This window comes from Jiangella sp. DSM 45060, assembly GCF_900105175.1.
Taxonomy (GTDB): domain Bacteria; phylum Actinomycetota; class Actinomycetes; order Jiangellales; family Jiangellaceae; genus Jiangella.
Genome location: NZ_LT629771.1, coordinates 583,214 through 609,175 on the forward strand (window position 1 = coordinate 583,214; position 25,962 = coordinate 609,175).

Genomic DNA, 25,962 nt, shown 5'->3' on the forward strand with positions numbered 1-25,962 from the left:
GCGACCAAGATCGCCGGTGCGGTCTTGAGGAGAGCGGTGGATCCTCCGCCGTGCAGGCAAGGGGTGACGCGTGACGATCTATCGCGGGGCGGTGCTCGACACCCCCGAGAGCCCGTTCGCCGGGGGGAAGCTGCGGTCGTCCTCGGACGAGGGCATCGTGGTGCGCGACGGCGTCATCGTGGCGCGCGGGCCGTTCGCCGCGCTGCGCCGGGAGCACCCGGACGAGGACCTCGTCGCGCTGGACGGCGGGCTGCTGCTCCCGGGGTTCGTCGACACGCACGTGCACTTCCCGCAGGTGCGCGTCATCGGCGGTATCGGCCTGCCGCTGCTGGACTGGCTCGAGCGCCGCGCCCTGCCGGAGGAGGGCCGCCTGGCGGACGCGGCGTACGCGGCGCAGGTGGCGGCGGACTTCGTGTCCGGCCTCGTGACCGCTGGCACCACCGCCGCCATGGTGTTCGGATCGCACTTCCCGGCCGCGGTCGAGGCACTCTTCGAGTCGGCCGCCGCTGCCGGGCCGCGCGTGACCAGCGGGCTCGTCGTCAGCGACCGCAACCTGCCCGCTGAGCTGCTCAGCTCACCCGGGCGCGCGTACGAGGAGAGCGTCGGGCTGGCCCGCCGCTGGCACGGCACCGGGCGCGCCCGGTACGCGGTGACGCCGCGCTTCTCGCTGTCCAGCACCGACGCGCTCCTCGCGACCTGCGCGGCCGTGCTCGACGACGTCCCCGGCGCGTTCGTCACGTCGCACGTGAACGAGAACGTCGAGGAGATCGAGCAGGTGAAGAGCCTGTTCCGGACCGACAGCTACGTCGCGACGTACGACCGGCACGGGCTGCTCGGCCGGCACAGCGTGCTCGCGCACAACGTCCACCCGGGCGACGACGAGCTCGAGACGCTGGCCGCGCGGGGATCGTCGGTCGCACACTGCCCGACGAGCAACGCCGCGCTGGGGAGCGGGCTGTTCCCGCTGGCCCGGCACCTGCGCCACGGCGTCGCGGTGGCGCTGGGGTCGGACGTCGGAGCGGGCTCGGGATTCTCGCTGCTCAAGGAGGGCCTGCAGGCGTACTTCACACAGCAGCAGCTCGGCCCGGACGGCTACGCGCTCACACCCGCCCACCTGCTCCACCTGGCGACGGCGGCCGGCGCCGCCGCCCTCGACCTCCCCGACGTGGGGCACCTCTCCGTCGGGCAGCGGTTCGACGCGCAGTGGCTCCGCCCGGCGCCCGGTTCGACGTACGACGCGGCGCTGCGCAACGCGGCCGGCCCGGACGACGCGCTGGGCATAACGTTCACGCTCGGCACGGCGACCGACGTCGCCGCGGTGTGGATCGACGGCGTGGCGGTTCGTTGACCGGCCGCGACGCACGGGCTAGCGTGGATGGATGCGGATCTCCACGGTTCCGGGCGACGTGCGCCGACGGGTGCACTCGACCGCGTGGACCCGGGGCCGAGTCGCCCACGGCGCCTAGCCGACCTCCAGCAGTCCTCGACCCCATCGACTGATGGGGTGATCCGACTTGGAGGTGCTGGATGGCCGACATCGTCGTCAATGGCCAGCCGCGTGATCTGACCGGTGTTCCACCCCACACGAACGTCCTCGACTTCCTGCGCGCCTGCGGGCTGACCGGCGCCAAGGAAGGATGCGCCGAGGGCGAGTGCGGCGCCTGCGCGGTGATGGTCGCGCGGCCCGCCGCCGACGGCTCCGCGACCGCCGAGTGGACGGCGATCAACTCCTGCCTCCCACCGGCGGCGGCGCTGGACGGCCAGGAGATCGTCACCGCGGAGGGCCTCGGCACGCCGGACTCGCTGCACCCGGTGCAGCAGGAGCTGGCGGTGCGCGGGGGCTCGCAGTGCGGCTACTGCACGCCCGGCTTCGTCTGCTCCATGGGCGCGGAGTACTACCGGGCCGATCGCGCGCCGACCGGCGACGGCGACCGCTACCACGGCGCGAACGGCTTCGACCTGCACGCGGTCAGCGGCAACCTGTGCCGCTGCACGGGCTACCGGCCGATCAAGGACGCCGCCTTCGCGCTCGGGTTCCCGGCGGCCGACGACGCCATCGCGCGGCGGCGGGGGAGCGCCGCGCCGCCGGTGGTGGCCACGACGCTGCGCGACGACGAGGCGACGTACGTCCGTCCGTCCGGCCTGACCGAGGCGCTGGACCTGCTCCGGGAGCACCCGGACGCCGTGATCGTCGCTGGCAGCACGGACTGGGGCGTCGACGTGAACCTGCGCGGCCGGCGGGCCGGGCTGGTGGTGGCGGTCGACCGGCTGCCCGAGCTGCGCGGCTTCGCTGTGACCGATGCCGAGCTGCGCATCGGCGCGGCTCTGACGTTGACGGAGGTCGACCGGCGGCTGGCCGGGCGGGTCCCGCTGGTGTCCGCGATGATCGCGCAGTTCGCGTCGCCGCTGATCCGCAACGGCGCCACGCTCGGCGGCAACCTCGGCACCGGCTCGCCCATCGGCGACGCGCCGCCGGCGCTGCTCGCCCTGGAAGCGTCCGTGGTGCTGGCCTCGGCCGACGGGTCGCGGACGCTGCCGCTCGCGGAGTACTTCACCGGCTACCGGACGTCGAAGCGCCGTCCGGACGAGCTGATCACCGAGGTGGTGGTGCCCCGGCCGGTGAGCGGGCTGACGGCGTTCCACAAGATCGCCAAACGACCGTTCGACGACATCTCCTCGGTGGCGGCCGGCTACGCCCTCGACGTCGTCGACGGGGTGGTGCGGCGGGCGCGCATCGGGCTCGGCGGCGTGGCCGCGACGCCGATCAGGGCGCTCGCCACCGAGGCGGCCCTGGAAGGTCGCCCGTGGACCGCCGACAGCGTCGACGCGGCCGCCGCGGTGCTGGCGGCCGAGGGCACGCCGATCTCGGACCAGCGGGCCAGCGCCGCCTACCGGTCGGCGATGCTCGGCGAATCGATCCGAAAGCTGTTCGCGGAGGCGACACCATGACGACGATCGTGGGCAGCCCGCTCAGCCACCGGCCGGACGACGCCGTCGTCGGGACGCCGCTGCCGCACGAGAGCGCGGCCCTGCACGTCACCGGCCGGGCGCTCTACACCGACGACCTGGTCGGCCGCACCAGCAACGTGCTGCACGCGCATCCGGTACAGGCGCCGCACGCGCACGCGACCGTCACCGGCCTCGACGTCGCCGCGGCCTACGACGTGCCCGGCGTCGTCCGGGTGCTCACCGCCGCCGACGTGCCGGGTGTCAACGACGCCGGCGTCAAGCACGACGAGCCGCTGTTCCCGTCCGAAGTCATGTTCCACGGCCACGCCGTCTGCTGGGTGCTCGGCGAGTCCCTCGAAGCCGCGCGGCGAGGGGCGGCGGCGGTCGAGGCGACGTACGCGCCGCTGCCCGCGCTGCTCACCGTCGAGGAGGCCATCGCGGCGCAGAGCTTCCAGGGGGCGCGCCCGACGCTCGCCCGCGGCGACTCCGCGGCCGGGCTGGCGCGGTCGGCCCGCGTCTTCGAGGGCGTGACGTCGATGGCGGGGCAGGAGCACTTCTACCTCGAGACGCACTGCTCGCTGGCGCTGGTCGACGAGAACGGCCAGATCTTCGTCCAGTCGAGCACCCAGCATCCGGCCGAGACGCAGGAGATCGTCGCGCACGTGCTCGGCCTTCCGAGCCACGCCGTCACGGTCCAGTGCCTGCGCATGGGCGGCGGCTTCGGCGGCAAGGAGATGCAGCCGCACGGGCTCGCCGCCGTGGCGGCGCTGGGCGCGACCCTCACCGGCCGGCCGGTGCGGCTGCGGCTGACCCGGGCGCAGGACATGACGATGACGGGCAAGCGGCACGGCTTCCACGCCACGTGGACGGCGGGGTTCGACGCCGACGGCCGGTTCACCGCGCTGGAGGCCACGCTCACGTCCGACGGCGGGTGGAGCCTCGACCTCTCCGAGCCGGTGCTGTTCCGGGCGATGTGCCACGTCGACAACGCGTACTGGATCCCCGACGTCACCGTGCACGGCCGCATCGCGCGGACCCACAAGACCTCGCAGACGGCGTTCCGCGGCTTCGGCGGACCGCAGGGGATGCTGGTGATCGAGGACATCCTCGGCCGGTGCGCGCCCGCGCTGGGCCTCGACCCCGCCGAGCTGCGGCGCCGCAACTTCTACGTCGAGGGGCAGGCCACGCCGTACGGTCAGCCGGTGCGGCACCCGGGGCGGCTGGCGGCGGCCTGGGAGCAGGTCACCGCCACCTCGTCGCTGGCGGATCGGCGGGCCGAGATCGACCGGTGGAACGGCCGCGAGCGCCACCGCAAGCGCGGTATCGCCATCACACCGGTGAAGTTCGGCATCTCGTTCAACCTCACGGCGTTCAACCAGGGCGGCGCGCTGGTGCACGTCTACAAGGACGGCTCGGTGCTGGTCACCCACGGCGGCACCGAGATGGGCCAGGGCCTGCACACCAAGATGCTGCAGGTCGCGGCCACGGCGCTGCGGGTACCGCTGGGGCGGGTCCGGCTGGCGCCGACGCGCACCGACAAGGTGCCGAACACGTCCGCCACGGCGGCGTCCGCGAGCGCCGACCTCAACGGCGGTGCCGTCAAGGACGCCTGCGAGCAGATCCTGGCCCGGCTGGCGCCGGTCCGCGACCGGCTGGGCGACCCGTCGTGGGAGGAGCTGGTCGCCGCGGCGTACCGCGAGCGGGTCCAGCTCTGGGCGGCCGGCTTCTACAAGACCGAGGGCCTGAGCTGGGACGCCACGACGATGACCGGGCACCCGTTCAAGTACTTCGCCTACGGCGCCGCGGTGACGGAGGTCGAGGTCGACGGGTTCACCGGCGGGTACACCACCCGGCGGGTCGACATCGTCCACGACGTCGGCGACAGCCTGTCGCCGCTGGTCGACCTGGGGCAGATCGAGGGCGGCTTCGTCCAGGGCGCCGGCTGGCTGACCCTCGAGGACCTGCGCTGGGACGTGTCCGACGGGCCGGGCCGCGGCCGGCTCGCCACGCAGGCGGCCTCGACCTACAAGCTGCCGTCGTTCTCGGAGCTGCCCGAGCGGTTCCACGTCGCCCTGCTCGAGGAGGCGCACGAGGACGGCGTCGTCTACGGGTCGAAGGCGGTGGGCGAGCCGCCGCTGATGCTGGCGCTCAGCGTGCGCGAGGCGTTGCGCGACGCGTGCGGGGCGTTCGGCCCGGCCGGGCACTCCGTCGAGCTGGCCTCGCCGGCCACGCCGGAGGCGGTCTACTGGGCGCTCACCGCCGCCCGAGGTGCGTCATGACGACCTGGTTCGCCGGGGTGGCCGCGCTGCGGGCGGCGCGGGAGCCCGGGGTGCTCGTCACCATCACGGATGTGCGCGGCCACGCGCCGCGGGAGGCGGGCGCCAAGATGGTGGTCTCCGCGGCCACGACCTGGGCGTCGATCGGCGGCGGCAATCTGGAGGCCGACGCCGTGACACGGGCCCGTGCGCTGCTGTCGGCCGGGGGCGCCAGGCCCGAGTCGTACCCCGTGCGCCTGTCGGACAAGGCGCCCGGCCCGCACGGCGTCCAGTGCTGCGGTGGTGAGGTGACGGTGCTGCTGGAGCCGCTGCCGGTCGTGCCCGCCGTCGCGATCTTCGGGGTGGGCCACGTCGGACTGGAGCTGGCCAGGATCCTGGCGCGGCACGACCTCGACCTGCACCTGGTCGACTCGCGCGAGGAGTCGCTGTCCGACGCGGCTCTCGCCCCGCTGGCCGACGCGGTCGCCGGCGTGCACGTTCACCACATCCCGGTGATCCCCGAGCTGGTCCTGGCCGAGTTGCCGCCCGGCACCCGCGTGCTGGTGCTGACGCACGACCACGCCGAGGACTTCGCGATCGTCGACGCCGCGCTGCGCTGCGACCACCTCGGTGCGATCGGCCTGATCGGGTCGTCGGCGAAGTGGGCGCGGTTCCGGTCCCGGCTGGTCGAGTCGCTGCCCGCGGAGGTCGTCGACCGGGTCGAGACGCCGATCGGGCTGGCCGGCCTCTCCACGAGCAAGGACCCGGCGGCCATCGCGGTGTCGGCGGCCGCCGCACTGCTGGCCGCGATCGAGCGTGAGGAGACCCATGCCGGACGGTGAGGTCGACGACCTGGCGAAGTCGCTGCTCGGCGAGCTGGACGCGCGGCTGGCGGTGGCGGACGCGGCGCTGGCCAGGGCGTACCCCGGCGACCGGCCGGGTCGGCAGCCGATCCACACGGTATACGTCCCGGCCGACCGCCACACCGCGGGGCTGGTGCCGGCCTACGGCGCAGCGGCGCTGGACCTGCTGGACGAGCACGCCGACCGGTTCGCCGCGATCGTGCGCGACCCCGACGTCGTGGCGCGGGTGCGGGCCAAGCTGGCCGCCGAACCCGTCGAGGACCTCCGGGTCGACTTCGAGGACGGCTACACCGGCCGGACCGACGCGGAGGAGGACGCCGACGTCGTCCGGTCCGCCACGGCCCTGGCCGAGAGCCGGGCGAAGGGCGAGGCGGCGCCGTTCGGGGGCATCCGGATCAAGAGCCTGGAGGCGCCGACCCGGGCGCGCAGCGTCCGGACTCTCACGTCCTACGTCTCGGCGCTGGCCGGAGCCGGGATGGACCTCGGCCGCTGGGTCGTCACGCTGCCCAAGGTGACCAGCGTCGACCAGGTCGAGGCGATGGTGCACGCCTGCGACGTGCTGGAGTCCGGGCTGGGACTCGCGCCGGGAGCGCTGGCGTTCGAGGCGCAGATCGAGACGCCGCAGTCGATCCTCGGACCCGACGGCACGGCGCTGGTCGCGCGCATGGTCCAGGCCGCCGGGCCCCGGCTGACCGGGCTGCACTATGGCACCTACGACTACTCCGCGTACTGCGGGATCGCCGCCGGGCAGCAGTCGCTGGAGCACCCGGTGGCCGATCACGCGAAGCTGGTGATGCAGGCGGCCGCGGCCGGCACCGGGGTGCGGCTGTCCGACGGCTCCACCAACCTGCTCCCGGTCGGCAGCGCCGACGACGTCGAGGCGGCCTGGGCCAACCACCACCGCCTCGTCCGCCGATCGCTGGAGCGCGGCTTCTACCAGGGCTGGGACCTGCATCCGGGGCAGCTGCCGACGAGGTACGCCGCCACCTACGCCTTCTACCGCGACGGGCTGGCCCGCGCGACCGCCCGGCTGGCCGACTACACGCGCCACACCATGACCGGCATCGCCGACGAGCCCGCGACCGCCCGGGCGCTGGCGGCGTTCCTGCTGCGCGCGGTCGACTGCGGCGCCGTCGACGAGACCGAGGTCGCCGACCCGGACCTCCTCCACACGCTGGCCAATCCTTAGGAGCAGCCGATGGCCCACACGCTGGGCGTCAACCAGTACGGCAAGGCGGAGTCCCGCGTCGTCCGGATCGTCCGCGACACCGACCGGCACGAGATCCGCGACCTCAACGTGTCGACATCGCTGCGGGGCGACTTCGAGGCGGCGCACGTCACCGGCGACCAGTCCGCGGTGCTGCCGACGGACACGCAGAAGAACACCGCGTTCGCCTACGCGAAACTGCGCGGCGTCACGTCGCCCGAGGACTACGCGCTCGCGCTGGGCGCGCGGCTGCTCGACGCGTGTCCGGCCGCCGAGTCGGCGCAGGTGCGGGTCGAGGAGTACGGCTGGGACCGCATCGGCGACCACTCGTTCGTCCGCCGCGGCGGCAGCGTCCGCACGGCCGCGGTGACGGTCGGGCGCGACGCCACCCACGTGCTGTCGGGCGTCTCCGGCCTCGCGCTGCTCAACACGACGGACTCGGAGTTCCGGGGCTTCCTGAAGGACGAGTTCACAACGCTGGCCGAGACCGGCGACCGCGTCCTCGCCACGTCGCTCGTCGCGCGGTGGCGGCACACGGGCGCCGACGGCGTCGACTGGAACGCGTCCCACGAGGCCGTGACCGCCACACTGCTGCGCACCTTCGCCGGCACCTACTCGCGCGCCCTGCAGGAGACGCTGTACGCCATGGGCGGCGCCGTGCTCCACGAGCAGCCGGGGCTGGCCGAGATCAGGTTCTCGGCGCCCAACCTGCATCACTTCCTCGTCGACTTCAGCGGCTTCGAGGTCGACGGGCTGAGCAACGACGGCGAGGTGTTCGTCGCCGCGGACCGGCCGTACGGGCTGATCGAGGCGCAGGTGACCCGCGACGACGTTCCACCCGCGGACGACGCGTGGCCGGCCGTGGCGGGGTTCTGCTGATGTCCGGCGTGGTGACGACCCGAGCGACGCTGCTCGGCTGCCTCTCGGTGCCGCGCTGGGCCGACGACGTACTGGCCGGCCAGCCGTACTCGGACCGCGACGCCTTGCTGCGGGCCGCGTCCGCGGCCGCGGGTGAGCTGACGGACGAGGAGCTCGACCAGGCGCTGGCCGGCCACCCGCGGATCGGTGAGCGCGGGGGCGCGCAGTCGCAGCGCGAGCAGTCCGGGGTCCGCGACACCGCCGGGCGGCTGGCCGCCGGCAACGCGGCGTACGAGCGGCGGTTCGGCCGGGTGTTCCTGATCCGCGCAGCCGGCCGCGATGCCGACGAGATCCTCGCCGAGCTGGACCGGCGGCTGCGCAACGACGACGCCGCCGAACGGGCCGAGACCGTCGGCAACCTGCGCGAGATCGCGCTGCTGCGCTTGGAGGCGACGCTGTGAGCACCCTGTCCACGCACGTCCTCGACACCGCCGCCGGCCGTCCGGCCGAGGGCATCCGCGTCACGCTCGAGACCCGCGGGGGCGAACCCCTCGGCGAGGGCGTGACGAACGCCGACGGCAGGGTCTCCGCGCTCGGCCCGGACCGGCTCGACCCCGGCGACTACGTGCTCCGCTTCGACACGTCGGGCCCCTTCCACCCGGAGGTGGTCGTCGTCTTCACCGTCGCCGACCCCGAGGCGCACTACCACGTGCCGCTGCTGCTCAGTCCCTACGGCTACACGACCTACCGTGGCAGCTGAGCTCGACGTCGTCGTCCGCGCCCGGCGGGCCGTCGTCGACGGCGCCGAGGTGCCCGCCGCCGTGGGCATCGCGGGCGGCCGGATCGCCGTCGTCACGACGTTCGACGACGCGCCGCCGGCCGCGCGGACCGTCACACTCGACGACGACGAGGTGCTGCTGCCCGGGCTGGTCGACACCCACGTGCACGTCAACGAGCCGGGCCGGGCCGAGTGGGAGGGGTTCGCCACCGCGACCCGCGCGGCCGCCGCCGGCGGCGTCACCACCCTCGTCGACATGCCGCTGAACTCCGTCCCGCCGACCACCACGCTCGCCGCGCTGGAGCTGAAGCGGCGGACGGCCGCCGGCCAGGTCTGGGTGGACGTCGGCTTCTGGGGTGGCGCGGTGCCGGGCAACGGACCCGACCGCGAGCCGTTGCACCACGCCGGGGTGTTCGGCTTCAAGTGCTTCCTGCTCGACTCCGGCGTCGACGAGTTCGGCCACCTCGAGCCGGACGAATTCGCGTCGGCGATGCGGGAGTGCGCGGGGCTGGGCGCGCTGCTGATCGTCCACGCCGAGGACGGACGGCTCGTCGACGCGACCGCGCTCGACGGGCCGCACTACACCGGCTTCCTCGCCTCCCACCCCGAGTCGGCCGAGCGAGCCGCCGTCGAGCTCGTCATCGCGCAGGCCCGGGCGACCGGCGGCCGCGCGCATGTCGTCCACCTCAGCAGTGCCGGCGCCGTCCCGGCGCTGCGTGCGGCCCGCGCGGCCGGCGTCGACGTGAGCGTCGAGACCTGCCCGCACTACCTGACCTTCGAGGCCGAGCAGATCGCCGACGGCGCCACCGAGCTCAAGTGCTGCCCGCCGATCCGCGACGCCGCCAACCGCGAGGCGCTCTGGGCGGCGCTGGCCGCGGGAGACGTCGACTTCGTCGTGTCCGACCACTCGCCGTGCACCGCGGAGCTCAAGGCGGGCGACTTCGCGACCGCGTGGGGCGGCATCGCGTCGGTCCAGCTCGGGCTGCCCGTCGTGTGGACCGGCGCCCGGGCCCGGGGCCACTCGCCGGCCGACGTGGTGCGGTGGATGGCCACCGCGCCGGCGGACCGCGTCGGGCTGCGCCACAAGGGCCGCATCGCGCCCGGCGCCGACGCCGACCTGGTGCGGTTCGCGCCCGACGAGGAGTTCGTCGTCGACGTCGCCGCGCTGCTGCACCGGAACCCGATCTCGGCCTACGCCGGGCGCCGGCTGACGGGGGTGGTCCGCGAGACGTGGCTGCGCGGGCGGCCCGTCGCCGGCACACCGCGGGGTCGACTGCTGCGAAGGGGCGAGCGATGAATCCCTACCACGTGCCGAGGGGCGGGCTGCCGCCGCAGACCGCGCTGACCACGGACCGCGCGCGTTTCACGGAGGCGTACGCCGTCATCCCGGCCCGCACGCTCAGCGACATCACCGCCTCGTTCCTGCCCGGGTGGGCGCACACCCGCCTCTGGGTGCTGGCCCGGCCGCTGTCGGGCTTCGCCGAGACGTTCAGCCAGTACGTCGTCGAGGTCGCCGCCGGGGGCGGATCGGACCGGCCCGAGCCGGACCCGTCGGCGGAGGCGGTGCTGTTCGTGGTGGACGGGTCGCTCACCCTCGCGGTGGACGGCGGTGTGCACGCGCTGGAGCCGGGGTCGTACGCGTTCCTCCCGCCCGGCGCTTCGTGGTCGCTGGTGAACGAGGCCGAGACGACCGCGACGTTCCACTGGATCCGCAAGACCTACCAGCGCGTCGACGGTCTCGACGTCCCGCCCGCCTTCGTCACCCGCGAGCAGGACGTCACGCCCGTCGACATGCCCGGAACCGGCGGCGCCTGGTCGACGACCCGCTTCGTCGACATCGCGGACCTGCGCCACGACATGCACGTCAACATCGTGAACTTCCGCCCCGGCGCGTCGATCCCGTTCCCGGAGACGCACGTGATGGAGCACGGCCTCTACGTCCTGGAGGGCAAGGCGGTCTACCTGCTCAACCAGGACTGGGTCGAGGTCGAGGCCGGCGACTTCATGTGGCTGCGCGCCTTCTGCCCGCAGGCCTGCTACGCCGGCGGGCCCGGCCCGTTCCGCTACCTCCTCTACAAGGACGTCAACCGGCACGTCCCCCTCTGACGAGTCCCGCTGTCGCGTTCCTTCAAGACGGGTGCCGGGACACCGGCCATGCTGCGGGTGTCACCGACTCCGAGAGGACCTCCGATGCAGCTCCGCTACACCATCCTGTATGTCGACGACGTGGCCGCCGCGGTCGACTTCTACGCCACCGCGTTCGGGCTCGACCGCGGCTTCGTCCACGACAGCGGCGACTACGGCGAGCTCGCGACCGGAGCCACCAAGCTCGCGTTCTCGTCGACCGCGCTGATGCGGCAGCTCGGCAAGGACCCGCGGCCGCCGTCCATCACCGGGCCGACGTTCGAGATCGCGTTCGAGACCGACGACGTCCCCGCGGCGTTCCAGCGCGCCGTGGCCGCGGGCGCCGCCGTGGTGCAGCCGGTCCGGGACGAGTCGTGGGGCCAGACGACGTCCTACGTGAGCGATCCGCACGGCTACCTCGTCGAGATCTGCTCGCCGATCCAGTTGCCCAGCCCCGGCTGAGCGATCGTCGCGAGGACCGACGGTGCCCGCCGCAGCTCCGCCGGCGTCCGGCCGAACCACCGTACGGTCTCGCGGGTCAGATGAGCCTGGTCGCTGAAGTCGCACGCGGCGGCGACCTCGCCTAGCGGCAACCGCGTCGGCAGCGCCAACGCGGCCCGGCGGGCCCGCGACAGCAGCCGCCAGAAGCCCGGCGGCGGCAGGCCCGCCGCCGCGAAGCGGCGCTGCAGGCCGCGCTTGCTCACCCCGAGGTGCGTCGCCGCCTCCGCCACGCCGCGCGTTCCCAGCGTGCCGATGGCCTCGTCGAGCTCGCCGTCCACCACGACGTCACCGTCGATGATCTCGCCGGCCCGCAGCGGCTCGGCCTCGATCCGGGCCAGCACCCGCGGCTCCACCTGTGCTCCGGGCCGCAGCCGATACCCCGTCACCCGCGTGCCCCGCGCGAGCTCGACCACCCGCAGGCCCGCGTCCCACGCCGTCAGCGCCACGAACCCACCACCGGCCGACTCCACCACCACGACGTCGCGGCACCCGTCCGGCGCGACCTCGACGCGACGGGCCGCGAGATGGTCGTGGCGCCACCGGAGGTAACGACGACCGCTCGCGAGCATGGGCCGAACCTACCTCGCGGCGGGTCACGATCGCTGCGGGTGCACCACCGCCTTGAGGATCGACGGATCCTCGCGCGGCGCCTCGAGGGCACGGCGCACGTCACCCAGCCCGAACTCGGTGGTGACGAACCGGTCGAGGTCGATCCGGCCGCTCGCCACCAGCCCGATCGCCGCGGGATACGTGTGCGCGTAGCGGAACGTGCCCGTGATCGTGAGCTCCCGCCCCTGGACGGCCGCCGCGGGGATCCGCAGCTCCCGTCCCACTGGCATGCCCACGAGCACCGCACGCCCGGCCGGCGCGAGGGCGTCGAGACCGTCGTACACGGCCGCCGCGGCGCCGGAGCACTCGATCAGGGCAGTGGGCTGCCAGGAAGCCGCGGGCAGCCGACCGGGCATCGTCGCCTCGAACCCGTGCTCACGCGCCCGATCGAGTCGTTCGGGGACGACATCGACCACGACCACCGACGCGGCGCCCCGGACCTGAGCGACGGTCGCGGCGAGCAGCCCGACGGGACCCGCCCCGGTCACGAGGACGTGGTCGCCGGGACCGGTGCGCGCCTTGTCGTGGGCCCACAGCGCCACGGAGAGCGGCTCCATCAGGGCGCCCGCGTTGTCCGAGACGTGGTCGGGAATCGGGTGCAGGAACGGCTCGGGGACCGAGAGCACCTCGGTGAAGGCGCCGTCGACCGGTGGTGTCGCGAGGAACCGGACGTCCGGGCAGAGGTTGTACCGGCCCGTCCGGCACGGCGCGCAGTCGCCATAGGAGACGCCCGGTTCGATGGCGACCCGATCGCCGGGCCGCAGCGTCCGGACGTCCGCGCCGACCGCGAGCACGCGTCCGCTCGCCTCGTGGCCGAGGACCAGCGGCGCCGTCACCACGAAGTCGCCGATCCGCCCCTCAGTGAAGTAGTGCAGGTCGGATCCGCACACCCCGACCGCGAGCACTTCGACGAGGGCGTCGCCCGCTGCCGGCTGGGGCGTGTCCCGCTCCTGGAGCTCGATCACGCCGGGCTCGATCAGTACGGCCGCACGGTTCACCGTCAGCTCCCTTCCGCCATGCTCCAGCTCGCCCAGAGCGTGGTGCGCATGCGGCGCGGCTGGCGGAGCACGGTGACGATCTGGAGGGCGACGTCCTCGGGCGCCAGCAGGTCGGCCAGGCCCGGATCTCCGGCGACGCGGCCGGTGCCCAGCGCGAACTCCGTGTTGGTCCCGGCCGGGGCGATCGCGGTGACCCGGATTCCTTCGGGGCGAAGCTGCCGGTCGATCGCGCCGGCGAGCCCGATCTGGGCGAACTTCGTGGCCGCGTAGACCGCCTCGTGGGCGCCGCCGCGGAGCCCGGCGACGCTCGCGACGATGACGATGTCGCCACCACGGTTGCGGCGGAACTCCGGTAGCACCTCCCGCACGCCCCACACGGTGCCGAGCACGTTGGTGTCGACCATGCGCCGGATCTCGGTGTCGTCGTGATCCTCGACGCCGCCATAGAGGCCGATGCCCGCGGCGAGGACGATCGAATCGACCCGGCCGAAGCGCGCGACTCCCGCCGCGACGAGCCCGCGGACGGCTTCCTCGCTGCGCACATCGGCGGGGACCGCCAGAGCGGCCGCGCCGAGCTCGTCGCCGAAACGCGTGAGCCGCTCGCTGGCGCGGGCGCCGAGGACGACGTTCGCTCCAGCGGCGACCAGTTCTCGCGCGGTGGCCAGGCCGATCCCGGAGCTCGCTCCGGTGATGACGATCGTCTCACCGGCCAGGGAACGCTCGGCCGGGCGGCGGTGTGGTGGGGGTGGTGGGGTCACGTGCGTGTCCTCTCGTGACGATCGGCAAGGGTGCGCAGGGCGAGCAGGTTCAGTGCGGTCTCCCACGGCCGCCGCCGGCTCCCGTCCGGCTGGTCCCCGCGGAAGCGCTCCGGCCACCCGGCGTCGCGGTCGAACCGGCCGACGGCCTGTCGCAAGAGCAGGGGAACGTGCGGATCGTCGTCGGGGAGCGCCATCAGGCACATGCCGACGTCGTGTCCGTTCGACCGCGCGCTGGGATCGAGGAGAACCCCGGCCGCCACGTGCGCCGCGTCGACCAGGGTCTGGTCCGGAACCGGCGGGCCGGGGAGCAACGCCGGCAGCAGCTGCGCGGTGGGCACACCGATCTCGCGCCAGGCCGCAGGCGGCAGGTCCGCGTCGAGACACCGCACGCACACGAAGCGCCCGCCGGTGTTCCGCACGAGCCAGGTCGGGTAGTCGTGGCAGGCCTCGCAGACACCGTGTCGTTCCTCGACGGTCTCGGCGACGCGGGCGGCGGTGAGCCAGCCCGCGGGGCCGGCGAACCGCTCCGCGAAGCCCGACGCGGTCCGCTCGACGACCGCGCGCACCGCCGCTGCCCGCAGCGCGTCACGTGGCGCGAGGAACTCCGCGTAGCGCTCACCACTGCGGATCATGACCAGGGTCGACTCGAAGGAGCCGTACCGGAGGAAGGAACGGTCCAGGAAGCCGCCCGCGACGTAGGTCTCGTCACCGTTGAACGGGACGGCCCCGTCGCGAAGTGACGCCAGCTGCGCCCGCCAGCACCAGTCCAGCATGTCGCCGAGACCGTCGACGGCGTCGTCCGCCAGCGCCTCCAGTGCCTGCAGCATCGCGTAGCCCGGTGCCTCGGCGCCGTCGTTCTCGTGCCGATGCCGGATCCGGTCGTGTCCGATGCTCTCGGCGTTCGCGAGGTCGCCGAAGCGCTGCCACTTGGCGACCCGGAACCGGGCCAGGGCGGCGGCACGTTCGGTCAATCCGAGATCGAGCAGGGCTCGGGAGACGCCGTAGGAGTCGCGCAGGTAGGCGAGCGGGAACTCGGGGCCGGCGATGAACGCGCCGTCGGCGGACTGCTGGGCCGTGATCAGGTACGCGCTCGCCTCGATCAGCTGCGCGCCCGGCAGCGGGGACTCGACCCCGTGCGCACGCAGCAACGCGTCCAGGCGCTCTCCGTCCGGGAGGGCGCCGTTCACCGTACGCCGATAGTGCTCCGTCGCGCAGGCGCCGGCCGACCGGGCGGATCCAGGCAGCGGAGCCAGCACCTCGCTCAGCCGGCGTCCGAGGCGCACCTGCCAGGTGTAGGACCCCGGGGCGAGCATGAGCGTGACGCTGCCGCCGTCGTGCCTCAGCTCGATCGGCGCCGAGCCGGACAGGTGGACGCCGGCGAACGCCTCGGCGCCCGTCGGGTACACGAAGACCGGGCCGAAGCGATCGACCCGGACCAGCACGCTCACGCCGTCAGCCGTCCGCGTCGGGACGACCCGATCGGCGTGGGGGAAATCGAGCCGGAGCTCCAGGGGTTCGGTGAGGTCGACGTCGGCGAGATAACAGGGCGACGATGGCGCGACGGTGTCGTGGACGGTGCCCAGCGGATGTGGCCCGTCGGCGAGCGACGAGTACCACTCCATCGTCCCTGGGGCACGGGTGGAGCTACTGGTCAGCGGGCCGCCATCGCGCAATCCGTACCTGGCGGAGAGCGCCGTCGGCATCGTGAACTCGGGCCCCACGCACCAGGTGAGCTGGGCGCCGTCGAGGTGCGCCACGATCGCGCCGTTACCGAGCACTCGCATGCCGCTGGTCTGCATGGCGATCCCTGCCTTCGTCGTGAGGAGGTCGTCGAGGAGCTCTTGACATCGGTCAACCGCGCGGCGATGCTACCGACTGGTGAAACGTTCAATCAAGTCCGGCAGACGCCCGCTGACGGCTGCTGTCATCTGACCCGACCCACGGAACGGCGCATGCTGCAGACGGAATTTCTCCCGCATCTCCGAGTTCGCGGAGAACTCGGCAAGCGGCTGGAGTTGACGGCTCGACAGTTCACGAGCCGCGAGGTGTACTCCGCCGAGTTGATCACGCAGGACCTGGTCCTCCACCCGGATCGCCGGCGCACGGCCGACGACTACTCGGGGGACCTGTCGGGCCGCTACCTCGAGGCGGTCGCGCTCGCCGCCCAGCTCGGATTCGCTCCGGACTGGGACCTACTACGCGACGTGATCGAGGTGCTGCTGTCCACCCAGCGCGCGGACGGCTCGTTCGGCGCTTCGGACGCCGCGCTGGGCGGTTTCGACCACGGAGTGGTCTGGGGCAACGCGTTCCTGCTCACCGGGTTGATGGAGCTCGCCCCGCTGCTCGACGACCCGTCCTGTCCGCTCGGGGCGCACGCGCCCGAGGTCCGGGCTGCGACGGCGCGGCTCGCCGACTCGCTGGTGCTGTCGGCGCCGCGGTGGCTGCGCTGGTTCACCCATTCGCGGGAGCGTGAGCACAAGTTCGCACTCGACTTCTTCGCGATGCTGCTGCCCCTGACCCGGTGGGCGGAGCACACGGGCGACTCGCGTACGGTGCAGGCCGCCCAGTCGCTGGCCGACGCCGTACCCCTGCCGGACGGCCCTTGGCACCTGCACGGATACCTCACGGCGCTGCGAGGGAAGCTCCGCTTCGCCGAGCGGTTCGGGACCGATCCGGCGGCGGCCCAGGAGGTGATGGACGCGTGGAACCTCGTGCGGCGGCGGTACGTGCTCGCGCACGGTGGCGTCCGCGAGAGCATGCGCGAGCCGATGGACCTCAACACCGAGGGCTGCGGCATCGCCGACTGGATCATGCTCTCGATCGACCTCGGCCGCCATTTCCGCGACGACGAGCTGTTCGACGCGGCGGAGATCGCGCTGCACAACGCCCTGCCGCACGTCCAGGCCCCGAGCGGTCACTTCGGCTGCGAGACCCTCGCCGCCGACCCGGGCCTGCTCACCGCGGACTACGTCCCGGAGGCGTGGTGGTGCTGCACGTTCCACGGCTTCCGGGCGATGTACCACGTGGCCACGAACGCCGTCCGGCTCGAGCGCGACGCCGACGGCGAGCGGGTGCGGGTCGATCTCCCGGTTCCGGTCGTCACCCAGGTCACCACCGCCGCGGGCACCGCCACCGTGGAGGTGACCACGGACTATCCGGCCCGCGAGTTCGAGCTCCTGGTGCGGTCGGAGCCGGAGCTCCCGTGGTCCGTGCGCGCGTCGCGGTTCTGGTCGGCCGGCAACGTCGAGGTGAGCGGCGGGACCGTGCGTCCCGGTGGCTCCGAACGGATCGTGGGCCGCGCGCTGACCTGGATCGACGCTGCCGGCGTCCCCGTCCACTCGCTCCAGCTGAACAACACCGATGAGCAGGCCACCTGGCTCGGGCAGGGCGTCTCCGTCTTCGTCGGTCCGGTGATCCAGGTCCTGGCCGCACCGCACACCGGCGCCGGCAACGTGGTCGCCGCCCGTACGCTGCACGTCGCGCCAGACGGGCAGCGCATCGAGCACGTCGCCGCCGACGGTCTGGCCCACCTGACGGGCCTGGTCCGGGAGTTCCGCGCGCCGTGGTCGACGCTGCGCGACCACACGTGGCACCCGGTCGACGCCGACGACACCGTCGTCAGGTTCCGCTTCGCGGCCCTGGACGTCACCCCATTCACTCCGGCTCGAGCAGCCGGCCACGACTAGCAAGGGGAGCGGATGAGAACTCTACGGTCAGTGAGGATCGCCGGTGTCGCGCTCACGATGATCACCATGGCGGGCGTCAGCGCGTGCTCGCAGGGGAGCGGCACCGAGGAGGAGGCCTCGTGGGCCGGCGCCGACCCGTCCGAGGCGAGCGGCACCGTGACGTTCTGGTCTTGGGGCGACGCGCCCGACATCGTGAACGCCGCCGTCGCGGAGTTCAACGAGGTCTACCCGGACATCGAGGTGTCCGCCAAGGTCGTCAGCTACAAGGACTACGTCTCCGCGCTCGGCGCCGCGCTGGCCTCGGGCGAAGGGCCGGACACGTTCAACCTGGAGCCGGCCATGGCGCAGCAGTTCACCGACTTCACCGAGGATCTCGTCCCCTTGTACGAGGCGCAGGTCGGCGCGGACTGGCGGTCCAGCGTCTCGACGGTGGCGGTGGACGAGCTGACGGTGGACGACCGGCTCGTGGCGGCGCCGAACTCGCTCAGCGTCGCGGGAACGCTCCAGCTCAACGTCGGCCTGCTCGACGAGCTGGGCCTGGAGTTCCCCACCGGTTCCGTCGCTCCCGATGAGCTCGCCCGGTTCTGCGAGTCGGTGCGGCAGGCCGGCAAGGCGTGTATCAGCATCGGCGCCAAGGACGGGTGGGTGTCGCAGGACGTCTTCCAGGCCGTCGCGAGCAGCGTGGCGCCGGGCGCGTTCGCCGCCGCCGTCGAGGGTGGCGACTGGACCGCACCCGGGCTGGAGGCCAGCCTCGACATCTGGCAGTCGTTCTTCACCGACGGCGTCTTCCAGGACGGCGCCCTGGGCGTGAGCCAGTACCCGGACGCGTGGAACGCGTGGCTGCGAGGTGAGGCGGTGGCGACGCCCGTCGGCTCGTGGGGCGCCACCGACTTCATCACCGCGACGAATCTCAACAACCAGTCCGGTGCCGGGGTGAGCGATCCGACGCCGCTCCAGACGGTGCTCGTGCCGTTCCCCGCCGTCGGCGGCGATCCGACCACGCTGGCCGCCTCGGTCGGCAGCGGCACCGCCATCAACGTCGACAGCGAGAACAAGGCCGCGGCCGCTGCGTGGGTGAACTGGTACTCGACCGACCCGGCCGGCTACCAGAAGTTCGGCGCGGACACCCTGGTGGGCCCGGCCAGCATCACCGGGGTGGAGGCGACGCCCGGCGACGTCGCGTATCCCGAGCTGGTCGAGGACTCGCTCGCGCTGCTGGCGTCGACCGCCGCGCAGGAGGCCGAGCCGCGCGCCATCCCGTATCCGGAGGTGGTCACCGCCCTCGCGGCGGCGCTGCAGTCCTCGGCGACCGGGGAGTCGTCGTCGACGGTGCTCGAGACCCTGCAGGCGGCGTCGGACGGCATCACCCGAGGCTGAGGACCCGGGGGTGGGCCGTCTCGCCGGTCCACCCCCGAGCGGAAGGTGTCATATGCGGACCACGTCCATCGCACCGGCGATCGCGCCCGTCACGCGCGACGGTGCGCCCGAGGGCCGGCGGCACGACGGGCGGCGGCGGTTCACCCGCCTGAGCAACTACCTCTTCGTCCTGCCCGCGGTCGTGCTCATGGCGGCGATCGTGTACTACAGCATCGCCTACACCGTCTCGTTGAGCACCTACGAGACCAACGGGATCAGCCCGCGCCGCACGTTCGTCGGCGTGGAGAACTACCTCAGAGCGTTCGACGATCCGGGCTTCTGGTCGTCCCTGCGCAACATCGGGCTCTTCCTGCTGCTGGTCCCGGTGCAGATGGCGATCGGGTTCGCCTTCGCCGTCGTGATCTCGTCGGGCATCCGTGCCGCGATCTGGTACAAGATCGTCCTGTTCCTTCCGGTCGTGCTCGCGCCGGCCATCATGGCTCCGGTCTTCGTGCAGATGTTCGCGCCGGGTGGACCGGTGAACGACCTCCTCACGGGCGTCGGGCTCGGCGGGTTCGCCAAGGCGTGGCTCGCCGACCCGGACACCGCCATCGGCGTCCTCGGGCTGATCTTCATCTGGGGTGGGACGGGCTTCAGTTTCGTCATCTACCTGGCCGGCCTCAGCCAGATCGATCGCCAGGTCATCGAGGCCGCACGCATCGACGGCGCGGGCAACCTGCGGGTGCTGGGCTCGGTCGTGCTGCCGATGCTGAAGGGATCAAGTGTGACGCTCGTCGTGCTCGGCACGATCGGCACCATCAAGACGTTCGACATCCCGCAGATCATCACGCAGGGCGGGCCGGCCAACTCCACGCAGTTCCTCGCCACGTACATCTACCAGCAGAGCGTCAAGAACTACGCGGCCGGCTACGGAGCCGCGATGACGGTGCTGCTGGTCGTGGCCTGCCTGTTCCTCGCCGCCGCCCAGCTGCGGCTCGCCCGTCGAGGTGACACATGATCGAGCTTCGCCGCACCGGCGCCCGGGCCGTACTCCAGGCCGTGACGACGTTCGCCATCGTGCCGTTCCTGGCGCCGTTCGTCGTCATGCTCGGGGTGGCGAGCTCCGGCGAGGGCGCCGTCGCGAACTTCGGGGCCGTGCTCGATCGTCCCGAGCTGACCCGGTTCGCGCTGAACAGCGCCGTGATCGCGGTGCTCGTCGTGGTGATCACCTACGTGTGCACGATGACGGCCGCCTACGCCCTCGCGAAGCTCCGCATCCGCGCGCGGGAACCCATCTTCTACTTCCTCGTCGCCGCCCTGACGCTGCCGACGGCCGCGTTGACGGTGCCGCTGTTCATCACCGTGCGCTCGCTCGGGCTCTACAACAACCCGCTCTCGGTGATCCTGCCGCTCGCGGCCCTGCAGATCTCGTTCAACGTCCTGCTGGCCCGGCAGTTCATCCGCGGCATCCCGGACGAGCTGCTCGAGGCGGCCGACCTCGACGGCGCGTCGGCGTTCGGCGCGTTCCGGCACATCATCCTGCCGCTGTCACGGCCGATCACGGCCGTGATCCTCATCTGGTCGTTCGTCGGCGCGTGGAACGAGTACCTGCTCCCGCTGATCTTCCTCCAGGACACGAACCAGCAGACCCTGACGCTGCTGCCGTCCTATTTCGCGTCGCAGTTCTCCGCCGATCAGACGAAGATCTTCGCGGCGTCGTGCCTCATCGCCCTGCCCACGGTGATCTGCTACATCGCGTTCCAGCGGTACTTCGAGCGCGGACTGACGGCGGGTGCGCTGAAGTGACGGCCGCCAACGGCTGTCCGGGCCGGATCGGTGATCCCGAACGGCTATCGTTCTCTGCACGAGGAGGGGCTCGACCATGACCCGCACCACCGACACGGACCCGCCCGGGCTGAGAGAGGTCGCCGCTGCGGCGGGCGTCTCGGTCACCACCGTGTCGAACGTGCTCAACTCCACCGGGCGCTACTCGGAACGGACCCGGGAACGGGTGGAGGAGGCGATCAGCTCCCTCGGCTTCGTGCGCAACCGGTCCGCCTTCGAGCTGCGCACCAAGGCGCGGACGATCATCGGCCTCCTGGTGCCCGACCTCTCGAACTCCTTCTTCGCCCGGCTGTCGCGCGGGGTGATCCAGAGCGCCGCCGAGAAGAACCGGCTCGTCGTCGTGTCCGACAGCGCCAACGACGCGCAGCGTCAGGTCGAGAACCTCGACTCGCTGTCCGAGCTGCAGGTGAACGACCTCATCGTGCTGCCCGTCGACGGCGCCGACGACCTCCTGGAACGCTGGCGCCCGCATCCGCTCACCGCCGCCGTCCTGGTCGCGAACGCGGCCCCCGCCGACTTCTGCTCGGTGGCCGTCGACGACGAGCAAGGCGGGTATCTCGCCGCCCGGCACCTCATCGACCAAGGACGGCGCCGGCTCGTCTTCGTGGCCCCCCGCACGCGGTCGTCGGTCCTCTCGGCCCGCTTCCGTGGCGCGAGCCAAGCGGCGGTGCATTTCGACGCATCCGTCGAGTGGCGCGAGATCGCCCGTCCGGACGTTCAGGCGGGCGTCGCCGCGGCGAGGCTGCTGGTCGACGAGGGTGTGGAGTTCGACGGCGTCCTGGGAGTGAACGACCTGGTCGCCATCGGCATGCTGCGGGCCTTCCGAGAACACTCGGTGGCCGTGCCCGACCAGGTCTCGGTCGTCGGCTACGACGACCTCGAGCGCGCCCAGGACCTGCCGATACCACTGACCTCGGTGCGCCAGCCGACGCTCGAGATCGGCAGGCTCGCGCTGCGGATGCTGCTGGACGAACGCACGGAGACCAAGCACGAGCACCGTCATCACCGGCTCGCGCCCGAGCTCGTCGCACGAGCCTCCACGGTCGCCGCATGAGCCCGCTCGCGGTCGCGAGGCGTTGACAACGACAGGTCGTTCGGCAACACTTCCACCAGTTTGATTAAACGTTACATCACGGCCGCATCCCATCCTCGGACCCGACGAGAGTCGACGAAGGAGTCGAGCCGAATGCGCACTGATCAAACGTTCCATCACCGGTTCTCCGCGCGCGGACCCCGGCGGGGCCGGCGCGCCATGGGCGCGGTCGGCGTGCTCATCGTGATGGTGGCCGCGTTCGTGGGCGCGGCCCCGGCGCGAGCCGCGGAGATCGTGGTCGTCGACACCTGGGACCACCCAGCCGACCTGCACGACCCGGCGACGACCTCGCTCGGCCAGACCTTCGACGTCCCGGCCGGCGCCGCGGCGGTCGACACCGTGGGTGGCGTGTTCGCCACCTACGGCGGCACGACGTCCGGAGTCACGCTGACGCTCCGGGCGTCGGGGCCGGCCGGAGCGGTCGTCGGCACGGAGGTGTTCACGAACCTCCGCGACAACGCCTGGGTCGAGCTCGTCCTCGACGCGCCGCTCGAGCCCGGCAGCTACTACCTCGAGGCCAGCGACCCGGTGGGGCTGGTCGCTTGGTGGAGCAACACGGCCGACCTGTACGCGGCGGGATCCGCCCAGCTCAACGGTGCCGCGGTCGCCGGGGATCGCACGATCCTCGTCCGCAAGACCATGCCGGCGCCGCCGCTCTCCGCCGTCGTCGACATCGCCCACCGCGGCGCGTCCGCCGCGGCGCCGGAGAACACCGTCGCGGCGGTCGAGCGCGCGGTGGAGCAGCGCGCCGGCTTCGTCGAGGTCGACGTGCAGCGCACCGCCGACGGCGAGCTGGTGATCCTGCACGACACCACGCTGGCCCGGACGACGAACGTGGAGGCGGTCTTCCCGGACCGTGCGCCGTGGAACGTCGCCGACTTCACGCTGGCCGAGATCGAGCAACTCGACGCCGGCTCGTGGTTCTCGCCGGACTTCGCCGGCGAGCCGATCCCGACCCTGCGCGAGGTCGTCGTCGCGCTCGGCCCGCGTACCGGCCTGCTGCTCGAGCTCAAGCGTCCCGATCTCTACCCGGGCATCGAGGCGCGGATCCACGCGGAGCTGTCCGCCGTGCGCGGCTACCTGAACCGGTCGCTGCGCACCGGCCGGCTGGTGGTCCAGTCCTTCGACGCCGGCTCGATGCGCACGTACCACGAGCTGGCTCCGGAGGTGCCGATCGGCCTTCTCTACAGCTCGCCGCCCACGCAGGACGAGTTGCTCGAGGCGAGCACCTGGGTCGACCAGGTCAACATGGCCTTCACGGTGACCGACCGGCGGCTGGTGGACCGGATCCACGCGCTCGGGATGACCATCAGCGTCTGGACCCTCGACACCGAGCAGCTCATGCGGCAGTTCCTCGGCCTCGGGGCCGACGGCATCATCACGGACCACCCGGACCTGCTCCGGGAGATCTTGAACCGCTAGGGACAACCCGCGAATCGACGAAGGAGACGAATCGCATGCGCCATGCTCGAACGTTACATCATCCGTCCGTGAGACGAGCCCGGGGTGGCCGGCGGCACGGTGCGGGCCGGGTCGCCGCGCTCGCCGCGGGTGTGCTCCTGGCCATGAGCGCCCTGGTCGCCGGCACGGCGCCGGCACAGGCCGGAGAGGTGATCAGGGTCGGCAGCTGGGACTACCCCGCCGACCTGCACGACCTGGCGACCGAGTCGCTGGGCCAGACCTTCGAGCTCCCGGCCGGCGCCGAGCTCGTCGACACGGTGGGCGGCGTCTTCGCCAACTACGGTCAGAGCGGATCGGGGCTCACGCTGACGCTCCGGGCCGCCGGGCCGGGCGGGACCGTCCTCGACACCGAGGTGTTCACGAACATCCGCGACAACGCCTGGGTCGAGCTCAGCCTCGACACGCCGCTGGGCCCGGGCACCTACTACCTCGAGGCCACCGACGCGGTGGGCCTCGTCGCGTGGTGGAGCAACGCCCCGAACGTGTACCCGGGCGGAACCGCCTACAAGGACGGCGCCCCGGTGGCCGGCGACCGCACCGTCGTCGCGCGCAACACCGTCCCGGTGCCGGTCGACCCACCGGTCGCCCAGCCCGGCTTCACTGACGGTGTGGCGAACGGGATGGCCTTCGAGTCCGAGGGCTTCACGCTGCGCCGCGACGACCTCAGCGGGTTCTCCTACGACTACGCGCCATCGGTGATCGTGGAGGACGGCGTCGAGAAGATGTGGTGGTGCGGCCACAACGTCAACGGTGACGGGGTCTACTACTCGCAGCGCGACCAGCCGGACGGGGAGTGGTCCGAGCCCGACCTCGTGCTCGCGGCGGACCGCGCGTGGGAGGTCGTCCACGTCTGCGATCCCAGCGTGATCCGCGGGTCCTTCTCCGTCGACGGCGCCGCCTACTCGTACCTGATGTACTACGGCGCGGCCGACCTCTCCGGGCAGAACACGAAGCTCGGCGTCGCCTACAGCAACGACGGCGTGACCTGGGTGAAGCACTCGGACGAGGCGCTGCTGGAAGAGCCCGGCATGATCTTCGACTACGGCGTCGGCATGCCGGCCCTGTTCACGATGGACGGCGACGTGTACGTGGCGTACTACGACACCGGCCGGAACAGCGCGCCGATCGTGCGGGCGGTCAACGCCGACGGCACGCTCGGCGCCGACCTGTTCATGCTGCCGCTGTCCGGCGGCGACACGTTCGCCGATCTCGCCTTCTCGCCTGCCGAGCAGGTCTGGTACGCCACGACGAAGGCGCAGCTTCCCGGACTCAGCGACGAGGAGACCTACGTCTACCGGTCCCGCACCGCCGATCTGCGCACGACCGACTGGGTCTTCCTCGGAATGGCGGGCGAGTGGCTGACCGGCTTCCCGCGTAACCACAACGCCGGCTGGTACCGCACCGCGGACGGCAGCCTCTACGAGCCCGGCGGCGTCAAGCGGCTCGTCGTCGGCGCACAGGACGGTGGCCAGGGCACGACTGATCCGGACAAGTGGGACCTCGCGACCGTCGCGGTCTCCGGCACGCCCGACGCCGCGCCCGCACCCGGTGCGCTCACGCTCAGCACGCCGGCCGACGCGTCGCTGGTCGATCCGCTCGACGTGAACGGCTTCTCGTGGTCCGCGTCCGAGGGCGCGACCAGCTACGTGGTGAAGGTCGGGCCGGACCCCTCCCTCGGCAGCGACACCGTCGAGCTGAGCACGACCGTCCACGCCACGTCCGTCGACGGCCTCAGGTCGCAGTTCGCCACCGGCAGCATGACCCAGCGGATGAGCCTCCAGCCGGGCACGACCTACTACTGGAGCGTCACCGCGGTCTCGCCGGGCGGCGTCACCGAGGCCACCGACGGGCCGTTCAGCTTCCGCACCACGCCCTCCTACGCCCTCGACCTGGACGCCGGGAGCTACGTGCACTGGAGCACGCTCGGGGACGCCCGGTTCACGCCGGGGCCCGTGGCGTCGCTGGCGCTGCCGACCGCGGAGAGCGGACTGCGCACCGGCGCCGACTACAACCCCCTGCGGGCGGACCTGTCCGGGCTGGACGGGTTCGAGTTCACCTTCGCCGAGGGCTCGGACCCGGGCGCCCTGGGGAGCCTGGTGCTGACGTACAAGCTGCAGTCCGATGCCCGGGACGAGCCGGCCCACACGGTGACGGCGGACATCGCCGCCGGGCTCGACGGCGACGTTCTCACCCTCGACATGACCGGACAACCCGGCTGGGGCGTGGCCGGTGAGCGCATCGCGCTGCTCACCCTCCAGTCGACCTCGCCCGGCACCCTGCAGATCGCGGGGCTGCGCCTCACCGCCGCCTGCGAAGGCGGTCCGGCCACGATCGTCTTCGGCGACCAGGACTCCGGCGTGCCGAACTACGACCGCGGCGACAGCTGCACCTTCACGGGCCTCGTCACCGCGGGCGGGCCGTATGCCGAGCACGGTGCGCTCGTCCGTGCTGTCCGGGACCTGACCCAGGCGTGGCGCGCCGAAGGGCTGCTCACCCGCGCCGAGGCACAGCGCGTCCAGGTGGCGGTCAGCCGGTCGAACCTCGGCGGCTGATCGCTGGCGGCACGCCGTTTGGCCGCTCCGGCCTCGGGTACGCGGAGGCCGGAGCGGCCGCGGGAGAGG

General features: G+C 72.7%; 22 protein-coding genes. 18 read left to right on the forward strand and 4 right to left on the reverse strand.

The annotated features are described in order from the left end of the window. The first annotated feature begins 70 nt into the window (after positions 1 to 70). From BLU82_RS02615 to BLU82_RS02665, 11 genes are all read left to right on the forward strand, one after another. On the forward strand, positions 71 to 1,348 hold the full coding sequence (locus tag BLU82_RS02615; RefSeq protein ID WP_092615224.1) for a guanine deaminase: 1,278 nt from the start codon (positions 71 to 73) through the stop codon (positions 1,346 to 1,348). 179 nt (positions 1,349 to 1,527) lie between these two features. Continuing rightward, complete coding sequence (locus tag BLU82_RS02620; protein ID WP_092615227.1) at positions 1,528 to 2,949, forward strand: xanthine dehydrogenase small subunit; 1,422 nt, start codon at positions 1,528 to 1,530, stop codon at positions 2,947 to 2,949. After that, positions 2,946 to 5,228 (forward strand): xanthine dehydrogenase molybdopterin binding subunit, encoded by a 2,283-nt coding sequence (gene xdhB / locus BLU82_RS02625; RefSeq protein WP_092615230.1) that lies wholly within the window; start codon positions 2,946 to 2,948, stop codon positions 5,226 to 5,228. Before BLU82_RS02620 ends, xdhB begins: the two co-directional genes overlap by 4 nt. Continuing rightward, a complete protein-coding gene (xdhC, locus tag BLU82_RS02630) occupies positions 5,225 to 6,046 on the forward strand; it encodes a xanthine dehydrogenase accessory protein XdhC (RefSeq protein ID WP_092615233.1) in 822 nt (273 codons plus the stop codon). The genes xdhB and xdhC overlap by 4 nt, the downstream gene beginning before the upstream one ends. Next, complete coding sequence (locus tag BLU82_RS02635) at positions 6,033 to 7,256, forward strand: aldolase/citrate lyase family protein (protein WP_092615235.1); 1,224 nt, start codon at positions 6,033 to 6,035, stop codon at positions 7,254 to 7,256. Before xdhC ends, BLU82_RS02635 begins: the two co-directional genes overlap by 14 nt. Before the next feature lie 9 nt (positions 7,257 to 7,265). Further along, positions 7,266 to 8,153: a factor-independent urate hydroxylase gene (gene pucL, locus BLU82_RS02640; protein WP_092615238.1), complete on the forward strand. Its 888-nt coding sequence runs from the start codon at positions 7,266 to 7,268 to the stop codon at positions 8,151 to 8,153. A gap of 8 nt (positions 8,154 to 8,161) precedes the next feature. Then, the gene (gene uraD, locus BLU82_RS02645) at positions 8,162 to 8,593 is read left to right on the forward strand and encodes a 2-oxo-4-hydroxy-4-carboxy-5-ureidoimidazoline decarboxylase (RefSeq protein WP_197682689.1); all 432 of its coding nucleotides are present in this window, start codon (positions 8,162 to 8,164) and stop codon (positions 8,591 to 8,593) included. Further along, entirely contained in the window at positions 8,590 to 8,892 is a 303-nt protein-coding gene (gene uraH, locus BLU82_RS02650) for a hydroxyisourate hydrolase (protein ID WP_092615242.1), read from the forward strand. Before uraD ends, uraH begins: the two co-directional genes overlap by 4 nt. Beyond that, positions 8,882 to 10,207 (forward strand): allantoinase AllB, encoded by a 1,326-nt coding sequence (gene allB / locus BLU82_RS02655; protein WP_092615245.1) that lies wholly within the window; start codon positions 8,882 to 8,884, stop codon positions 10,205 to 10,207. The genes uraH and allB overlap by 11 nt, the downstream gene beginning before the upstream one ends. Continuing rightward, positions 10,204 to 11,016: a bifunctional allantoicase/(S)-ureidoglycine aminohydrolase gene (locus BLU82_RS02660; protein WP_092615248.1), complete on the forward strand. Its 813-nt coding sequence runs from the start codon at positions 10,204 to 10,206 to the stop codon at positions 11,014 to 11,016. Before allB ends, BLU82_RS02660 begins: the two co-directional genes overlap by 4 nt. Positions 11,017 to 11,100: 84 nt before the next feature. After that, a complete protein-coding gene (locus BLU82_RS02665; protein ID WP_092615251.1) occupies positions 11,101 to 11,496 on the forward strand; it encodes a VOC family protein in 396 nt (131 codons plus the stop codon). On the opposite strand, the gene BLU82_RS02670 is transcribed toward BLU82_RS02665, so the two are convergent. The 4 genes from BLU82_RS02670 to BLU82_RS02685 are packed head-to-tail and all read right to left on the reverse strand — an operon-like array spanning position 11,448 to position 15,699. Beyond that, complete coding sequence (locus BLU82_RS02670; protein WP_092615254.1) at positions 11,448 to 12,104, reverse strand: helix-turn-helix domain-containing protein; 657 nt, start codon at positions 12,102 to 12,104, stop codon at positions 11,448 to 11,450. The genes BLU82_RS02665 and BLU82_RS02670 overlap by 49 nt on opposite strands. A 24-nt stretch (positions 12,105 to 12,128) precedes the next feature. Continuing rightward, positions 12,129 to 13,142 (reverse strand): NAD(P)-dependent alcohol dehydrogenase, encoded by a 1,014-nt coding sequence (locus BLU82_RS02675; RefSeq protein WP_197682690.1) that lies wholly within the window; start codon positions 13,140 to 13,142, stop codon positions 12,129 to 12,131. Positions 13,143 to 13,144: 2 nt separating this feature from the next. Beyond that, the gene (locus BLU82_RS02680; RefSeq protein ID WP_092615257.1) at positions 13,145 to 13,900 is read right to left on the reverse strand and encodes an SDR family oxidoreductase; all 756 of its coding nucleotides are present in this window, start codon (positions 13,898 to 13,900) and stop codon (positions 13,145 to 13,147) included. Further along, positions 13,897 to 15,699: a hypothetical protein gene (locus BLU82_RS02685; protein WP_157740492.1), complete on the reverse strand. Its 1,803-nt coding sequence runs from the start codon at positions 15,697 to 15,699 to the stop codon at positions 13,897 to 13,899. The genes BLU82_RS02680 and BLU82_RS02685 overlap by 4 nt, the downstream gene beginning before the upstream one ends. Before the next feature lie 153 nt (positions 15,700 to 15,852). Between BLU82_RS02685 and BLU82_RS02695 the strand changes: the two genes are divergently transcribed. The 7 genes from BLU82_RS02695 (at position 15,853) to BLU82_RS02725 (ending at position 25,893) form a co-directional block, all read left to right on the forward strand. Continuing rightward, positions 15,853 to 17,586, forward strand: a complete 1,734-nt coding sequence (locus BLU82_RS02695) for a hypothetical protein (RefSeq protein ID WP_172885518.1) — start codon at positions 15,853 to 15,855, stop codon at positions 17,584 to 17,586. 30 nt (positions 17,587 to 17,616) lie between these two features. Beyond that, the gene (locus BLU82_RS02700) at positions 17,617 to 18,963 is read left to right on the forward strand and encodes an ABC transporter substrate-binding protein (RefSeq protein ID WP_157740496.1); all 1,347 of its coding nucleotides are present in this window, start codon (positions 17,617 to 17,619) and stop codon (positions 18,961 to 18,963) included. Positions 18,964 to 19,015: 52 nt separating this feature from the next. After that, positions 19,016 to 19,960, forward strand: a complete 945-nt coding sequence (locus BLU82_RS02705) for a carbohydrate ABC transporter permease (RefSeq protein WP_092615272.1) — start codon at positions 19,016 to 19,018, stop codon at positions 19,958 to 19,960. Further along, complete coding sequence (locus BLU82_RS02710) at positions 19,957 to 20,748, forward strand: carbohydrate ABC transporter permease (protein ID WP_092615275.1); 792 nt, start codon at positions 19,957 to 19,959, stop codon at positions 20,746 to 20,748. The genes BLU82_RS02705 and BLU82_RS02710 overlap by 4 nt, the downstream gene beginning before the upstream one ends. Positions 20,749 to 20,824: 76 nt before the next feature. Next, positions 20,825 to 21,841 carry a LacI family DNA-binding transcriptional regulator gene (locus BLU82_RS02715; RefSeq protein WP_092615278.1) on the forward strand — a complete coding sequence of 339 codons (1,017 nt, stop codon included), beginning with the start codon at positions 20,825 to 20,827 and terminating at the stop codon, positions 21,839 to 21,841. A 132-nt stretch (positions 21,842 to 21,973) separates the two neighbouring features. Next, positions 21,974 to 23,302 (forward strand): glycerophosphodiester phosphodiesterase family protein, encoded by a 1,329-nt coding sequence (locus BLU82_RS34925; RefSeq protein ID WP_197682691.1) that lies wholly within the window; start codon positions 21,974 to 21,976, stop codon positions 23,300 to 23,302. Positions 23,303 to 23,370: 68 nt separating this feature from the next. Next, positions 23,371 to 25,893: a fibronectin type III domain-containing protein gene (locus BLU82_RS02725; RefSeq protein WP_157740498.1), complete on the forward strand. Its 2,523-nt coding sequence runs from the start codon at positions 23,371 to 23,373 to the stop codon at positions 25,891 to 25,893. The last annotated feature ends 69 nt before the right edge of the window (positions 25,894 to 25,962 follow it).

What these genes read in the sequence shown, in the direction of transcription:
- BLU82_RS02620 (WP_092615227.1), top strand. Translation starts at nt 1,528, where the DNA reads ATGGCCGACATCGTCGTCAATGGCCAGCCGCGTGATCTGACCGGTGTT.
- xdhB (WP_092615230.1), top strand. Translation starts at nt 2,946, where the DNA reads ATGACGACGATCGTGGGCAGCCCGCTCAGCCACCGGCCGGACGACGCC.
- xdhC (WP_092615233.1), top strand. Translation starts at nt 5,225, where the DNA reads ATGACGACCTGGTTCGCCGGGGTGGCCGCGCTGCGGGCGGCGCGGGAG.
- BLU82_RS02635 (WP_092615235.1), top strand. Translation starts at nt 6,033, where the DNA reads ATGCCGGACGGTGAGGTCGACGACCTGGCGAAGTCGCTGCTCGGCGAG.
- pucL (WP_092615238.1), top strand. Translation starts at nt 7,266, where the DNA reads ATGGCCCACACGCTGGGCGTCAACCAGTACGGCAAGGCGGAGTCCCGC.
- BLU82_RS02660 (WP_092615248.1), top strand. Translation starts at nt 10,204, where the DNA reads ATGAATCCCTACCACGTGCCGAGGGGCGGGCTGCCGCCGCAGACCGCG.
- BLU82_RS02665 (WP_092615251.1), top strand. Translation starts at nt 11,101, where the DNA reads ATGCAGCTCCGCTACACCATCCTGTATGTCGACGACGTGGCCGCCGCG.
- BLU82_RS02670 (WP_092615254.1), bottom strand. Translation starts at nt 12,104, where the DNA reads ATGCTCGCGAGCGGTCGTCGTTACCTCCGGTGGCGCCACGACCATCTC.
- BLU82_RS02685 (WP_157740492.1), bottom strand. Translation starts at nt 15,699, where the DNA reads ATGCAGACCAGCGGCATGCGAGTGCTCGGTAACGGCGCGATCGTGGCG.
- BLU82_RS02695 (WP_172885518.1), top strand. Translation starts at nt 15,853, where the DNA reads ATGCTGCAGACGGAATTTCTCCCGCATCTCCGAGTTCGCGGAGAACTC.
- BLU82_RS02705 (WP_092615272.1), top strand. Translation starts at nt 19,016, where the DNA reads ATGCGGACCACGTCCATCGCACCGGCGATCGCGCCCGTCACGCGCGAC.
- BLU82_RS02710 (WP_092615275.1), top strand. Translation starts at nt 19,957, where the DNA reads ATGATCGAGCTTCGCCGCACCGGCGCCCGGGCCGTACTCCAGGCCGTG.
- BLU82_RS02715 (WP_092615278.1), top strand. Translation starts at nt 20,825, where the DNA reads ATGACCCGCACCACCGACACGGACCCGCCCGGGCTGAGAGAGGTCGCC.
- BLU82_RS34925 (WP_197682691.1), top strand. Translation starts at nt 21,974, where the DNA reads ATGCGCACTGATCAAACGTTCCATCACCGGTTCTCCGCGCGCGGACCC.